Here is a 15,462-nt window from a genome sequence, read left to right as displayed (position 1 = left end):
CATGGCAAACGGACGGGCATTGCCCTCGGCACTCTTGTTCGACTGGCTGCTGGGCCGGGCCTGGAACATGGCGCTCGGCAGCTACGCGAACGCATCGAACTTCTCGTCGCTCACGCTGGGCGGCACGGCGGGGTCTGTATCCGGCGTGAGCGCGGGCGGCGGTGCCCCCAGCATCGAGGCCTTCCTGAGCCGGTACGCCGGCGACGAGGCCTCGGCGATGGTGGCCGCGCACGATCAGGCGGTGCGCGGGCAGCTCAAGGAAGTGGCTGACCGGTGGGCGCTGGAGTTTCAGGGCGTGATCTCCGCGGTGGCGCCCGTCGGTCCGGGCTTCCTGGTGGCCGTGGAGTGGCTGCGCAAGGTCGTGAACGGCGGGGATGGCCTGGGCTATCTGGGCTACGACCACCGGATGCAGCAGGGCACCGGGTATGCGAACACCGTGGCGGGCTGGGCCGACGCCCGCGCACTGGCGGTGCCCCCGGGCGCGGCCATGGCCCACCGCGCCGTGGCGGCGCAGATGGCCGGCCTGCACCTGGATCGCGCGGGGGTGCAGATGCGAGCCGACCGCGCGGGCGAGAGGCACAAGCTGCGCGTGGACGCCGCCGAGGCGCTGCTGCGGGCCTACAACGATGCGCTGGATGCGGCCATGGAACACGTCATGACGCAGATGCACCTGATGTTCGACGTGTTCGGCCGCAACAACGACTACCTGACCCAGATGCAGCGCCACGAGCAGGCCGTGAAGGCCCGCATGGACATCCGCACCGCGGAGCTGTCGGGCTGGGACGAGCGGATCATGACGTTCGACGACTCCCACCAGGCGGTGATTCAGAAGCTGAAAGCCAGCATCGACCGCGCCAACACCATCGACGGCATGTCCGCCGAGGCGCACATCAAGCTGCTGCGCCGGTATTCCTCGCGGGCGGCGGCGGCCTTGAACAGCGCCGGGGTCAGCGTGAATTCGACGGCCCAGGAATCCAACAACATCGACGCCGAGGGGTAAGCCATGGCCACATCAGCCGGTATCGGGATGCAGGGCATCTCCGCCGCCATCGTCTACACCGCCATCGACCGGATCTCGGAAATGATCCTGAAGGCGGACGATGCGATGCGCTCCAACATCGACAAGGAGATCAACGGGGCGCTGCGCAGCGTGAGGGCGCGCCCCGACGTGATGGACGTGAGTTTTCCGGACCTCTACAACAGCGCCTCGGGCGCCCTGTCCCGGGCCGACCTGGAAGGGCGCGACCCCGATATCCAGGCCATGCCCCTGTTCCTGGACAACGTGGTGGGCTCGTTTTTCGAGGACTACACGGACAAGCTGGACATGCTCTTTCCGGGGCTGGGGACGGCCGGCGCGGATGCCGAGGCTTTCGTTCGGCAGGCGCTGGCTTCCGCCATCGGCATGTCGTACAGCGAGATCGTGGACAGCACTCCCGCCGAGACGGCATTCCTGCTCGCGCGGCGCCAGTCCTTTGCGCAGGAGCGCGAGATCCTGGGAGCGGCGGCAACAGCCGGGCATCGGTTCGCGCCCGGCCAGGCGATGGATGCGCTGGCGCGCATGCACGGCGGCAGCATCGCGACGGCGACCGAGGCGCTGACCCGCGCGCACGCGCAGCGCTTGGAGCAGGAGCGCACCGAGAAGATGCGGCTCGTGCGGGCCTCGCTGGACACCAGCATGGAGCGGGTCAAGAAGCTGCAGCAGCAGGTGGCCGAGGCCTTCAAGCTCAAGCTGCGCGCGCGCGGGCTGTGGATCAACGACCAGAACCAGGTGGTGGATTCGGCCAACAACGTGATCGCCCTGAACGAGCGCTTCGACAGCGCGCTGACCGGGCTGATGCGCAAGACCGCCATGCGCAGGTTCGGTCTGAAGTTCGATGAGACGGCCGCCAAGGACCGCAATGACTTCCTGGGCAAGCTCAAGATGGCCAACGCGAATGAGGTGGTGGACCTGTTCGGGAACATGGTCACCACGCTGATGAACCAGGTCAGTGGCAAGGGCGGCTACAGCGGCACCGAGCGCGACGTGACCGACTGGGACTCGCTCCTGGCGTAGCCGCGTATGGGGTTATGCGGTTGCCCCCTTGGAGCAGAGACTGCGGATTGAATGAACAGGAGCATCCATGCGAGGCTTTCAACCTAAGAAACAGCGCGAGGCCAGCGAGCCCGCACCGAATCCCGCCGTCCGGGGCTTTGCCCCCGGCCACGAGGCGGCCCTGGCCCAGGCCCAGAACCAGGCGCCCGATAGCATCCCCGCCATGGTGAAGCCGGGCGAGTTCGTCTTGCCGCCCGACACCGTGCACGCCATGGGGGGCACGGAGGCGCTGCAGCGGGCCGTTGATGCCACCCACGAGCCCGCGCCCGACACGGCGATTGTTCCGCGTGGCTTCGAGCCGCAGATGTTCTTTGCGCAGGGTGGTTCGGCTGACGAGGATCTGCGCCGCCGTGTCGGCACCATCCCCACCGGCGGGCTGACCGCGCCGGCGCCCGATGGCTCGCAGGACAGCGCGGCGAACACCGAGGTGGGCCGCAACGTGACCAACACGCTGGCCGCGCTGCCCGGCGCCGCCGCTGTGCCGCGCGCGGTGGGCTTTGTTGCAGGGGCAGGTAGCCGGCTCGCCGGCGCCGCGGCCCCTGCCGCATCGGCCGCGCAGGGGGTAGCGGGCTATGCGCCGCCGCTGGCCGGCGCCGCCGGGCTGTACGCGGCCACGAGCTCGCCCGCGCAACCGCCCGCACCAGCCGCACCTGCGGCCGCCACGCCCACGCCGCGCCCGGCACCCGTGGCCACGCCGAACCCCGCCGACCAGCGCCTGGCGACGGGAACGCAGGCGCCAGCGGGCGGTGCCACGGGGGCGGAGGTACAGCCCGGCGTGTTCAAGCACGGCCCCGGCCAGTACAGCGACCAAGCCAGCGGGATGGGGTTCGCCCCGGGCTTCACGGGACAGCCCAGCGCCCAGTCCATGGGCGCTGGCGACAACGTGGCGCGTGGCTTCGTGCCCGGTAGCTGGTCCCCTGCGCCGGCGCCATCGACCGAACGCGGGTTTGCGCCCGCGGGCATCACCGCTCCCACCGTGCGCCACAGCGGCAACGACTGGCAGGCGCGCAACGACCTGCGCAGCGCCAAGGTTTCCGCCGACAGCATCACCAACACGCGGCGCTGGGGTGGAAAGGGCGCCGAGAACAACCCGGACGTGATGGAGTACCAGGCCCTGCTTCGGTCGGACATGGCCGCGCGCGGGTTTCAGCCCGGCATGGACCAGGAGGCCATGCGGCAGAACGGCGCGCTGCAGCGTGAGGGCCTGCAGCAGGACGGCGCCACGCAGCGCGCGGTGCGCGGCTTCCAGGTGGACCAGCAGCGGGTAGGGATCGAGGGTCGCCGCGCTGACAGCGAGATTGCAGTGCGCGGCTTCCAGACCCGGGCTGCGCTCCAGCAGGAAGAGCTGCGTGGCGTGCTGACCGACCCCAATTCCACGCAGCAGCAAAAGACGCAGGCCCAGCAGGCGCTGCAGGCACTCACGGGCAAGGGCGATAGCTGGAAGGCCGTGGCGCTGCAGGGGGGCACGGATGCTCAGGGCAACAAGACCGAGAGCATTCTGGGTGCGGTGAACGAACGTACCGGAGAGATGAAGCGGATGGAGGGGCAGGGAGCGGAGCCACCGAAAAGCGGGCCTGCTTTGTTGAACCCTAGCTCACGCCCCGTAGGAACCGTCTCGACCGTCGGCGACAAGACTGCCGTATGGGATGGACAAAAGTGGGTGCCGCGCGCTTAGGGTTTGCTGGGAGGTGGTGTCATAACGCCCTTCTCCCAGTCGACGCCCTGGGGTGGGGACTTCGACTGAGGGAGCTGCTCCGCAGTGGCCACCCGTCTCACATCGGCACTTGCCATGACAACCGCAGCACCGATCGATAGCGGGAGCATCACGATCCCAGCAACGATCCACGGGACGCTGGTGCGTGTCTTCCCTTGTGTGTCGTTGGGCCACTTGACGAACGCGAGCACCCAGAGAAGGGCGAAGCCGACAAAGGGCACGAACATCAGCAAGGCCCAGGCGCCTGAGTAGCCTGCGCGCTCCAGAATGCGCCAGGTGGGGACCATCAAGAGCGCCAGCAGGGGCGCTACCGTCAAAGCCACTATGAGCCAGTGGATAGGGCTGAAGGTTCCCATATGTTGTTTCCTCTTCGAATTTGTAGTGAGACACCGCCAGCGGTCCGTGGCGTTGCCCTTACGCTGCCGCTCCCGTATACTGTAAATAAATACAGTATCCAAGTGTTGTACTTCGTTACGATGTGGTTCTCTTCTGGAGGAGCATTTTCAATGGCGGGTAAAAAAGCAGTCAAGATCTACTATCGGAAGTACCAGCGCCCTGTTGGTGCGCCTCAGACGCTCGAACAGATGGTGAGAGCCGCCATGGAAAGTGCTGATGGCGAAGGTGTGAGGATCCGTGAAAGATATAAGTCGCGGTTGCAAGTTATAGGAACAGATAGTTATTTCATTAACTTGTTCATGCCCGGCACGCAGGAGTTTATGTGCGTTTCCGGCGATATCCTTCATTTTACAAGGGGGCATCTTCAAGCGCTGTGTCAGATAGCCGATGAGAACGCAGCTGCGCTGCCCGTGCAGCAGATGCAGGCGCCAGAAATGAGCGAGTATGTTCATTCCCAAATGTTTTGGATGATCAAGGGTGATCATGTTTTTGTGGTTCAGAGTATGTCGCTTAGGACAGCGGATCTCGAGAATTACTTTTCATGGCTTTTAAGTCAAAAAACAAATATTCTTCCTGAAAATCTTCCCGTGGTTCTTGCTGCAAAATTTAATCCCGATGCGGTCGGTGGGGATTTGCAAGACATTCAAGAGATTATTGTTGGAGGCGTTGCTGCTAGGCCTGTAAATGTTAGTACGCAGGAAAAAGCGCAGGGGAACGATGAGAGTGTCGGTGCCGCCAGGAGAATAAACAGAAACACCGCTGCAAGAGTATTGTCGGAGTTAATGGATGGGGATGCTAGCGTTGATTCGTTGCTCAGTGCGGTTCCCGCGGATGCTGATCTCCGGGTTCGAGTTCATATAGGATTTGAAACCAAACGAAGAAGAATAGAACGTACGGCGCTTAAACAATTGGAAACAGGACTTCGTAATTTGCCCGATGGTGAGTTGCAAATCAAGTCTAAGAATCAGGAGCTTGATACTAGTGGTCAGATTCGATTGCAATTCCCTGCTTTGGTGCGGCTGTTGAGTGCTCAAGTTGATGATAATCAAATGATCGGCTCATTGCTAGATCCTTTTGATGTTAGGCGTTCGATGTTTAAAGCGTATCAAGAATTTGTTACATCAGGAAAAATAGAGGCGAACTGAAGTTCGGAATTGAATGAAATTGCGTTCCATTGCTTCCATTGTGTTGCCCCTGGTTGTAGGGGCGGGGGCAGCATTGGGCACGCCAATTGGTGTCTGGGTTGATATGAAGGAGGGATTAATCGCTTTTCTTGGTTTTCTTGCGGCGTCCCTCGTTCAGGTAATGCCATTGACCGCTAATTTCATTCAAGCAGATAAGCTAACGCCGAGTCAGGCTGAGAAGCTTACAAAATCACTTTCTCGGCAGCAGTATTATTGGGTGGGGCTACTTGCTTCTACTGTGATAGCTTTGATTGTGGTAATTGTTGTTGCTGCAGTTTCTAAGGGCAGGGAAGAAGTTGTTGTAATTGATGTCAGAGACTTTGTGGTTAGTCTTGGGCGTATTCTCTGTTTTATCGAGGTTGTTGTTGTTTCCTTTGTGTTCATTAAGATGTGGGGGTTGTTTGAGGGTATGTTGAGTCTTCACACGCTGAGGGGCGAGTTGGTTTTGGAGGCCGCGCGACAAGCGGCGAAACAGCAATTTAATGCTGTCAAGGAAGAGACATTCCAAGCTAGTGAAGAGAAGCTTCCCGTAGGTTACGGGGCAATAGTTGATGCAAAAGCATCTCGGATATCGAGCAATTAAATTGACGGCCGGCCATGGTGAGAGAGCTTGGTCTTCTCTCCTACGCACAGCCTCTCCGACGGATGATCATTCTCTATCGCCATGGAGATGATCGGAAGCGGGCGGATAGCTACTGCGAACACGCCCGAGGCTTGGACCCAGAGGCGATTTCGGGGCTCATTGCGTCTGTCCCCAGCCCTTAAGGAAGAATCCCGTTGGTAATGGTGGTGTGAGAGTTCCATCGTAGTCCAGTGCGTACCTTCATCCCAGCATAGGGTTTCGCATCTGATCCCCTTGGCGGAACAGTGGGGGGATGGCAAATACTGACTGGGAAAAGGGCAGCATTCAAGCTCCCACCACGCAATCCGCAACTGACTGGGAAAAGGGATCTCTTGCCGAGCCCCCGAAGCGTTCTATAGGTGCGGCGATCAACGACACCGTGATCGAAGCCGCCAATGCGGCGGCCGGCGGCGTGTCTTCCGCTGCCAACTTCGTGAAGCCAGGCAATGATGTGTCCAAGTGGATCGACAAGAACATCGTCAAGGCGGGTGAGGACAAGCAATCCGATGTGGTGAAGGCCGAGAAGCAGCGGCTGGGCGCGGATCTGGCAGCCGCCGAGGGCGTGGGCGATGAAGTAGCCGCCGTGGGGCGGCACATCGTGAACAACCCCGTGCTGGCCGCAGCCCAGGCTGCGGGTTCTTTCGTGGGGCCGGGCCTTGCGGTGAAGGGGGCCACGACGGCGGCGCGGGTTGCGGGTGGCGGCGCCAAGGCCATGGAACTCGCGGGCCGCGCTGGCGGCGTGGCTGCAGGGGCTGCGATGGCTGGTGGCGATGCCGCTGGCACTGCCTACGAGCTGGCGACCAAGGCGGGAGCCACCGAGGACCAGGCGGTAGCGGCGGGCCGGCAGGCCAGCGTGTTCCCGGCCATTGTCGGCGGCGCCGGTGGCGCCTTTGGCGCGGAAAAGATCCTGGCTGGAGCCAAGGGGTTCACCGGCGGCACGGTGGCGCGTGCGCTCAAGACGGGCGCGTCCGAGGCCCTGCAGGAGGGTATCGAGGAAGGCGTGACCCAGTACGAGGGCCAACGTGCGGCCGTGCCCTATGACCCCAGCATTGACCCGAGCAAGGGCGTGGCTGGTGCTGCTGCCATGGGCGCGGCGCTGGGTGGAATCACGGGCGCTGGCATGGGCGCGCTGGATGGCCTTCGTCACGGTGCCCAACAGGGCGCCGACCCGCTTTCGCAGGCGGTCACCGGGCGGCAAGCTGCGGAGGCCGCTGCAGCGGATGCCCAGGCGAAGGCCGAGGCATCGGTCCCCGCGTGGACGACTGCTCCCGGCGTTGTAGATCCCAACGCGCCCACGGTGACGGGCGCTGCAGTGGACGCCAATGCCCCACGGGTGGCCGAAGCGGACTTCGAGACCCAGCCCGGGGCGGCACCCGCCCGCGAGAACACCGTGGAATTCACGCGTGACTTCGAGACGGGCAACCTGGCGCTGGCCGACGAGCAGCAAACGCCAAGCCAGCGCGCGGGAATCGACCCCCGTGCGGGTTCCCTTTCTGCTGGGGCGGCCCTGGCCCTGGATACGGGCGTTTCGCAGCAGCTGCAAAACGCTGCCGACACGCAGGCCGCCATCGAGACGGACGCGGCCCTCGCCACTGCGCAGCAGGAGCGGGAACGCGAGGCCTCGAAGCAAGCCAAGAAGCAGCCCGCAGCAGATGGCATCGACCCCGACACCGGGGAAATTGCGACCGGCCTTTCTGCCTGGAGCGACGTGCAGCTCTCCACCGCCTTCCGCTCGGCCCAGGACAAGGGCGTGCGGGCCCAGCTCGCCCGCGAACTGGAGCGCCGTCGCACGAAGCGTGAGAAGCAGGCCCTGCAGGCCGAGCTGGACGCCGAGCAGGCGGGCACCGTGCCAGGCGCCGAGCGCGCGGATGCCGCTTTTGCCTCGCTGAGCGAGGACGCCGGCCCGGTGCCGGCAGACCTTTCCACCTCCACCATCGAAGGAACCTCCAATGGCCCTGAAGCCACCCAAGCCCAGCAAGCTCGCACGGAACCGCCGCAAGTCGGAGCAGCGTCAGCAGTCGCACGCCCAGCACCAGATGCTCAAGGAAGCGGAGGCCCGCGCGGCGCGCGCGCGGCAGGGGTAGCTGATGGCAGCACCGCTGCTACGAACCCTGGAGCGCAAGCAGCGCCAGCGCCTGGCGCGCAAGCTCAAGCGCAAGGCGGCGAAACCGAAGCCTTGCGCCAGCAGCTGCGCGACGTAGAGGCCAAGATCCTGCAGACGGCGCCGGCGGCCATGGGCCAGGGCGGCGGCGATATCGAAGCGGCGATGAAAAGCCGCAAGGTGCCCGTCACGCTCAAGGCACGGCGCAAGAAGCTGGTGGATCAGCTCCGGGCCGCCGAGGCGAAGGCGGTTCAGACCTTCGCGCCGGAGACGGGAACCCTGGGCATCCCGCGCGCCGATATGCCGCAGGTGCCCGCACAGTCGCACGGCGGGCTGGTCAAGCACCTGAACGCGCAGGGCATCGCGCACGAAACCACCGCGGTGAACGCCGCCGACCTGAAGCCCACCCAGGCGGAATACTCGCCCGCCAAGGTGGAGGCAGCGAAGACCGCCACCGGGGACCGCGCCGTGATCGTGTCCAGCGATGGCCATGTGATCGACGGGCACCACCAGGCACTGGCCGCCGCCGAGGAAGGAAAGCCTGTGAAGGCCATCGTGCTCGATGCGCCGGTGGAGCAGGCGCTGGAGGCAGTGAGAAACTCGCCCAGCGCACAAAAGGATGGCGGGAACGAGTCCGCAGCGCCTGATGGCAAAGCGCCAGAAGCTATCAAAAACGTAGCTGAAAAGAAGGGCGCTGCAAAGCCGCACGGTGATGCCTTGACGCCGGAAGCCGCGCGGCAGGCCGCTCTTGCATACCTGAATTGGCTCGGGGCGAAGCCCCCTGCCGACATGCGCACCGGCGTGCACGATGGCTACACCTTCGAGGGAGGCTCCGGCGCGGTGCGCGTGAAGATTGGGCACATCAAGGTGGATGGGCAGGACCGCCTGCAGTTTCCGCTGCGCGGGTTGCTGGCGGAATCGGCCGCAGCCTCCGGCGCGAGCGCGCCAGCTGCGCCTGCAGCACCCAAGAAGCCTGCGCCGCGCGGAATCCTGGCCAAGAAGGCAGAAAACGAGGCGAAGGCGCGGGCGGCCTACTTCACCCCTGGCAACGTGGTCCGCAGCTACAGCGGGTTCGACGTGGTGCTGGCCTACCACCCGGCGGCCGAGGAAAACCGCTGGAGTGTCGATGTCCGTCAGGTGGTCCAGGACAGTGCCGGGAAGTTTGAATTCGCTCCGGGTTCGCAACCCCGCAACCATGGCACTGAGCCGACGGCCCAGGAACTGCGCGTCGGGCCGCGGGCACGGATGAAGTTGCCGGAGACGCAACAGCGGGCCGAGGAATCGAAGAATAACCCAGCTCCAGCGCCTGCCAGTGTTGCGCAGGATGCTGCAAATTCTGTAGCGGAATCGCCTGCGCCCACTAACGACCGCATCACCGATTTCGGTGAAAAAATTGGCGGCGCGCGCAAGGACAAGGCCGGCCCCGCCGCGAAGGTGCGCCGCCCGCGCAGCGCTGACGAGCGCCCCGCCTGGGCGCGCCGATTCGAGATCAGCGAGATCGTCAAGAGCAGCCGCGTGGACGAAGAGGGGCGCTGGGCGGTGCGCGACACGCGCCGCCTCGATGCGTTCAATCAGCCGCGCCAGATGGGGCGGGAAACCTACGCCACGCGCGAGGAAGCCGAGCAGGCCGTGCCCCTGCTGGCGGTCAGCCAGAAGCACCGCGTGGTGCCGGTGCGCGGCGACGGCGCGGGGTATGAAATCTGGCGCGATGTCAGCGACCGCAAGCGCGTAAAGGTGGTGGACCAGGTGTTCCCCACCCGCGAAGCGGCGCTGGGGTACATGGTGGTCAACGCGCAGGCCATCATCGAGACGAACACCACTTTCGGCGAGGCGGATCTGCCGCGCCCGCCGTCCGACCAGCGCCTGGGCGCGGAGCGCCGCACGGGTGACGCGCGGGATAGCGATTTCACGGAGGTGTTCGGCTTTCGGGGCGTGGAGTTCGGCAATTGGAACAACCAGCAGGAGCGTCAGGAACTGCTGAACGATGCCTATGACGGCCTGCTGGACCTGGCCGAGGTGATGGACGTGCCGCCGCGCGCGATCAGCCTGAACGGAGAGCTGGCGCTGGCGTTTGGTGCCCGTGGCCATGGCCTGAGCGGCGCGCGTGCGCACTACGAGCTGGACAAGGTGGTCATCAACCTGACCAAGATGAACGGCGCGGGCTCGCTCGCGCACGAGTGGTTCCATGCGCTGGACCACTATTTCGGGCGCCAGGACGGCAAGGCGCCCGCCGAGTGGGTGGTGGCCAAGGATGGCACCCGCTCCCTGCGGGTGCATGACGCTCCCGAGGACGACATGGCCAGCGGTGGCACGCGCGGTGAGCGCTCCGGCCTGCGCCCCGAGCTACGCGACGCCTATGGGGACGTGATGCGCACGATCTCGCGCAAGGCTGAGGCCTATGTGGAGGATGCGGCCCGCGCGGACAAGTTCGTGGCCACCGCCCGCCAGGAGGTGAAGCAGCGCCTGGACGGCATCCGCGCCGACCTGGCCCGCGACCTCGATGCGCGCTACTACAAACGCCACAACAAGGCGGCCACGGCCGAGCAGCTGGCCGAGTTCGATTCGGTCGCGGAGAAGATCGTCGCGGGGGAGCTGCTGGAGCTGCGCGTGGAGTCCAAGGGCTCGGGCCGCTCGATCACTTCGGGCATCCGCTGGACGAACGATGCGCTCAATCGGCTCAGCGCTGTGATGAAGGCGGTACGCGGCCGCCAGGGTTTCAGCGCGGACCAGGACGGGCCGCTGGACCGGCTGCGCGGCCGTATGCAGAACTACAGCGCCCGGCTGAAGATGCTCGCGGACGCGCAGGCCACCAGCGAGAAGTCGCGTATGGTGCCCACGGAGTTCGTCATGAACGCCACGGATCTGGACCAGGGCCGCGGGCAGGACTACTGGACGCGCCCCCACGAACTGGCCGCGCGCGCCTTCCAGGGCTACGTGGAGGACAAGATCGCCGAACGGGGAGGGCGCAGCCCCTTCCTGAACTATGGCCCGGAAAACGCGGTCATCGCCACGCCGTGGGGTTTCAAGCGCCCGTTCCCCGCCGGGGCCGAGCGCGCGGCAATCAACCAGTCGCTGGACAGGCTGGTGGAGGTGATCCAGACCCGCGAAGGCGAAGACGGCGGCGTGGCGCTATTCCGCCGGGAAGCAACCGAGAGCGAGGCTGGCGCGGCTGAGTTTGATGCCCAGGCGTTCCTCAATGTCGTGCAGCGGCCGGCGGCCTACTCGGAGGCGGCGCAGCGCCAGGCGGTCGATTCCGTGTCCGCCACGGTGGATGCGATCCGCTCTGCATGGGGCCCGAACGCGCCCGCGGTGGTGGTGGCCTTCGACATGCAAGACCCACGGGTGCCGGAGGCTGCCCGCAGGGCCGATCTGCGCCAGCGCAGCGGCGGCGCGCGCGGTGCGCCGGAGGGCTTCTACTACCGTGGCAAGGCCTACCTGATGGCCTCGCGGCTGAACACGCCCACCGATGCCGCCCGCGTGTTGTTCCACGAGGTGCTGGGCCACCACGGGCTGCGCGGCAATTTCGGGCGCGAGCTGGATCTGGTTCTGAACCAGGTGGCCACGATGCGCGAGGCCGAGGTGGCGGCCAAGATCCAGGAGTACGGGCTGCGCGGCGTGCGGGAGCTGAGCGTGCGCGAGGCCGCCGAGGAAGTGCTGGCGGAGATGGCGGAGAAGAACCCCCGGCTGCATTTTGTGCAGCGCGCCGTGGCCGCGATCCGCAACTTTCTGCGCGCCCATGTGCCGGGCTTCCGCAATCTGCGGATGACGGACGACGACATCATCCAGGCCTACATCCTGCCCGCGCGCGGCTGGGTTGAAAGGGGCGGCGACGGCGGCGGCACGAGTGGCGACCCGGGCTTCTCTCGCGCGGATGACAGTCCGCTGCGCCAAGCATCCACGTTCACGGAAGCGCGGGTGGCAGCCCAGGAGTTCCAGGGCAAGGCGCTCACCAATGAGGCGACGGGACTGCAGGCCAATGTGTCGCGCAATACGCTGGACAAGATGCTCAGCCGCAAGGCGGTGGAGAAGTCGGCCAGTGCCCAGGCCCAGTCTCGCGCAGTGGCAAACCTCGACCACCTGTACCAAGGCGCGATCTTCGGGTGGAGCAAGGAAGACCGGGACGGGAACACTAATGTCCGGGCTGTGCACCGCTTCTTCGTGCCCATGGATATGGATGGGCGCATGCTGATGGCGAAGCTCACCGTCAAGGAAACGGTGGACGCCAATCATGCCAATCCGCTCTACACGGTGGAGGCGGTGGACTTCAACGAAAAATCCCCCGCAGCTGTGTGGGTGGACGCATCTGCCAAAGCCGACGGCATTGACCTGACTTCCATCCGCTCTGCGGGGGACGTTCTCAGTCTAGCGCAGGAGATCGAACAGCGCAACGCCGAGGACGATGGCGACACCATGTTCAGCCGCAGCAAGCTGCAGGAGATGAAAGCGTCGGCCCTGGACCAGATCCAGCAGGCGCTGAGCCACCCCGGCAAGGTGTCGCTGTGGGACAAGTCGGTCGGCACCATGCGCCACCTGGGCGAGCGGGCGCCGGCGTTCAAGCCTGTGTTCGAGTCGGCGCAGCGCTTCATTGATGACGTGGCCCTGCTGGCGAACGATGCCGCCGACTTCGCGCCCCGCCTGCTGCCGCGTGTGGATTCCTGGCGCGACCTGACCAAGAAGCCCATCAGCGCGGAGGACAACAAGGCGCTGGCGCGGCCGCTGTTCGAGGGCACACTGATGTGGGGCCGCGACGTGGACGGAAAGCCGGTGCTGGCCGATGACCTGACGGCCAAGTACGCCAGCATGTCGGCCGACGACAAGGCGCAGCTGATGCTGGCCGCCGGGCGGATCGAGCCCAGCGTGCTGCAGATGTGGCGCGGACTGCCGCTGCCGCAGTTCGAGGCGAGCGTGAATTCCCGTTTCGAGGGCAAGGTGCTCAAGCCCGGGGTGGTTTGGACGGGCGATGAGCTCAGGGGCATGTTCGGCCTCACGGACCAGCAGGTGAGCCTGTACCAGGAGGCGCGGGCCGCCATTGACCGCTCTATCGACGTGACCACGCGGGCGGACATGCTGCGCGCGCTGGGCGATCAGTACGCACCGATGCGCGACGCCGTGCTCGAGCAGGCCACCCTGGCCGACGCGATGGAGCTGCTGACCCGCACGCTCCAGGATGACGCCCGGGGCGACCCTGACCAGGCCGACCGGCTGATGGCACTGAACAACCAGGTGGTGGACCGCTACGAACGCGCCAAGGAGCTGATGGCCGAGGGCTATGCACCGCTGTCGCGCTTTGGCCGGTACACCGTGGACGTGGTGGATGCCGCGGGCGAGCGCCAGTATTTCGGAATGTTCGAGACCATGCGTGAGGCCAACCAGATGCGGATGCGCCTGGCCAGCGCGTTCCCGGGCGCCGCCGTGACCTCGGGCACGATGAGCCAGGAAGCCTACAAGCTCTTCCAGGGCATCACGCCCGAGAGCCTGGAAATGTTCGGGAACATGCTGGGCCTGAGCGCCGAGGGCAGTGATGCCCGGGACAAGGCGTTTCAGGAGTACCTGAAGCTGGCGAAGAACAACCACAGCGCGCTCAAGCGCCTGATCCACCGCAAGGGCATCGCCGGGTATTCCGAGGACGTGGGCCGCGTGCTGGCCTCGTTTGTCTATTCCAATGCCCGCCAGGGCGCGGGCGCGCTGAATGCGGGCACGATGGAAACCGCGATCAACAACATCCCCAAGGAGCAGGGCGAGCTGCGCGACGTGGCCGTGGGCCTGCAGGGGTACATCCGCGATCCGCAGGAAGAGGGGCAGGCCGTGCGCGGCATGCTGTTCGCCCAGTACCTGGGCGGCTCGCTGGCGTCCGCTTTCGTGAACACCACCCAGCCCTTCACGGTGACGCTGCCGTGGCTGAGCCAGTTCGGCGGCATGCGCGCCGCAGGCACACAGATGGGCCGGGCACTCAAGGACATGGGCACCAAGGGCTTCCGGTACGAGGCCGACCTGGCCGCCGCGCTGCAGCACGCCGAGGACGACGGCGTGGTGAGCCCGCAGGAAATCCACCAGCTGATGGCGCAGGCTCGGGGCGCTGGCACGCTGCGCACCGGCGATGGCACGCGGCTGGGCGATGCCCGCGCCACGGCGGCGAACCACTGGGAACGCGCGAAGGTGGCATGGGGCCAGCCGTTCGCCCTGGCCGAGCAGTTCAATCGCCGCAGCACGTTCATCGCGGCGTACCGGCTGGCCAAGGAAAAGGGATTGGACCGGCCGGCCGACTTCGCCCGGCGCGCTGTGCTCGAAACCCAGTTCCTCTACAGCAAGGCCAACAAGCCAAAGTGGGGGCGGGGCGCCGTGGGCGGCACGCTCATGACCTTCAAGACCTACAGCATCTCCTACCTGGAGCTGATGCAGCGCACCTGGAACGCCGGTGAACCGGGCTCGCCCGAGCGCGCGGCGGGCCGCCGGGCCGTCGGCTGGGCGGTTGCCATGTTGATGCTGATGGGCGGCGCGGGCGGCTTGCCGTTCATGGAAGACCTGGAAGACCTGATCGACGGCGTGGGCCAGCTCATGGGCTACAACCTGAGCACCAAGCAGTGGCGCAAGCAGGTGCTGCGCGACGCGCTGGGCAAGGAGTTGGCAACCTTCATGGAGCAGGGCGTGTCCGGCCTGCCCGGGGCGCCCATCGACGTGTCGGGCCGCCTGGGGATGGGCAACCTGATCCCGGGCACCGGCCTGTTCCTGACCAAACCGAACCGGGAGCGGGATCTGCTGGAAGTGGCCGGTCCGGCAGGCGACCTGGTGGCGCGCGGCTTCGGCGCGGCGCGCAAGGCGCTGACCGGGGATGTGGGGGGCGCGGCGCTCGAGGTTGCGCCCACCGCCGTGCGCAATGCGGCCAAGGGCATCGACATGGCCACGAGCGGAATCTACAAGGACACCAAGGGCTACAAGGTGATCGACACCACGCTGGACGAGGCGGTGGCCAAGGCCATCGGCTTCCAGCCGCGCAGCGTGGCCGAGGTGCAGGAGTCGAATTCCTTCATGCAGCGGTCCAAGAGCTTCTACGTCCAGACCAGCAGCGACATCAAGGCCCAGTGGGCGCAGGCGCTGTTCAACAAGGACGAGGCAGCACTGGAGCGGGTGCGCGAGCGCCTTGCAGACTGGAACCGGAATAACCCGGAGCAGCCCATCGTGGTCAAGATGCCCGACGTGTGGAAGAAGGTGCGGGAAATGGGCAAGGACCGCACCCAGCGGATCGCCGACACCGCGCCGAAGGCGCTGCGCCAGCAGATGCGGGAATTGGCGAAGGAGCAAGCCTGATGCGCCCTGTATAGGGTTTCGCCAATGTGCGGCCCGGACGGAGACTGG

Annotated in this window: 7 protein-coding genes; 6 read left to right on the top strand and 1 reads right to left on the bottom strand. The window is 65.7% G+C overall.

The window, feature by feature from the left end; translation table 11 throughout:
- The first annotated feature begins 1 nt into the window (after position 1).
- From KW843_RS22675 to KW843_RS22665, 3 genes are all read left to right on the top strand, one after another.
- On the top strand, positions 2–1,000 hold the full coding sequence (locus KW843_RS22675; protein ID WP_218297422.1) for a hypothetical protein: 999 nt from the start codon (positions 2–4) through the stop codon (positions 998–1,000).
- Between the two features lie 3 nt (positions 1,001–1,003).
- Positions 1,004–2,053: a hypothetical protein gene (locus KW843_RS22670; RefSeq protein ID WP_218297421.1), complete on the top strand. Its 1,050-nt coding sequence runs from the start codon at positions 1,004–1,006 to the stop codon at positions 2,051–2,053.
- Between the two features lie 67 nt (positions 2,054–2,120).
- A complete protein-coding gene (locus tag KW843_RS22665; RefSeq protein WP_218297420.1) occupies positions 2,121–3,767 on the top strand; it encodes a hypothetical protein in 1,647 nt (548 codons plus the stop codon).
- Here the strand turns inward: KW843_RS22665 and KW843_RS22660 are convergent.
- Complete coding sequence (locus KW843_RS22660) at positions 3,764–4,162, bottom strand: hypothetical protein (RefSeq protein ID WP_218297419.1); 399 nt, start codon at positions 4,160–4,162, stop codon at positions 3,764–3,766. The two genes, KW843_RS22665 and KW843_RS22660, sit on opposite strands and share 4 nt — an antisense overlap.
- A gap of 120 nt (positions 4,163–4,282) precedes the next feature.
- Here KW843_RS22660 and KW843_RS22655 point away from each other — a divergent pair, with 120 nt between their 5' ends.
- From KW843_RS22655 to KW843_RS27030, 3 genes are all read left to right on the top strand, one after another.
- Positions 4,283–5,347 carry a GP5 family envelope glycoprotein gene (locus KW843_RS22655; RefSeq protein WP_218297418.1) on the top strand — a complete coding sequence of 355 codons (1,065 nt, stop codon included), beginning with the start codon at positions 4,283–4,285 and terminating at the stop codon, positions 5,345–5,347.
- A gap of 13 nt (positions 5,348–5,360) precedes the next feature.
- Positions 5,361–5,969: a hypothetical protein gene (locus KW843_RS22650; RefSeq protein ID WP_218297417.1), complete on the top strand. Its 609-nt coding sequence runs from the start codon at positions 5,361–5,363 to the stop codon at positions 5,967–5,969.
- 418 nt (positions 5,970–6,387) lie between these two features.
- Positions 6,388–15,414, top strand: coding sequence for a PLxRFG domain-containing protein (locus KW843_RS27030; RefSeq protein ID WP_218297416.1), 9,027 nt, complete (start codon positions 6,388–6,390; stop codon positions 15,412–15,414).
- Positions 15,415–15,462 lie beyond the last annotated feature (48 nt).

Source organism: Acidovorax sp. sif1233, assembly GCF_019218755.1.
Lineage (GTDB): Bacteria > Pseudomonadota > Gammaproteobacteria > Burkholderiales > Burkholderiaceae_C > Acidovorax.
This window is presented reverse-complemented; position numbering and strand designations above follow the sequence as displayed.

Bases quoted from the DNA above. Each gene is read 5' to 3' on its own strand.
- KW843_RS22675 (WP_218297422.1), top strand. From the start codon at position 2: ATGGCAAACGGACGGGCATTGCCCTCGGCACTCTTGTTCGACTGGCTG.
- KW843_RS22670 (WP_218297421.1), top strand. From the start codon at position 1,004: ATGGCCACATCAGCCGGTATCGGGATGCAGGGCATCTCCGCCGCCATC.
- KW843_RS22665 (WP_218297420.1), top strand. From the start codon at position 2,121: ATGCGAGGCTTTCAACCTAAGAAACAGCGCGAGGCCAGCGAGCCCGCA.
- KW843_RS22660 (WP_218297419.1), bottom strand. From the start codon at position 4,162: ATGGGAACCTTCAGCCCTATCCACTGGCTCATAGTGGCTTTGACGGTA.
- KW843_RS22655 (WP_218297418.1), top strand. From the start codon at position 4,283: ATGTGGTTCTCTTCTGGAGGAGCATTTTCAATGGCGGGTAAAAAAGCA.
- KW843_RS22650 (WP_218297417.1), top strand. From the start codon at position 5,361: ATGAAATTGCGTTCCATTGCTTCCATTGTGTTGCCCCTGGTTGTAGGG.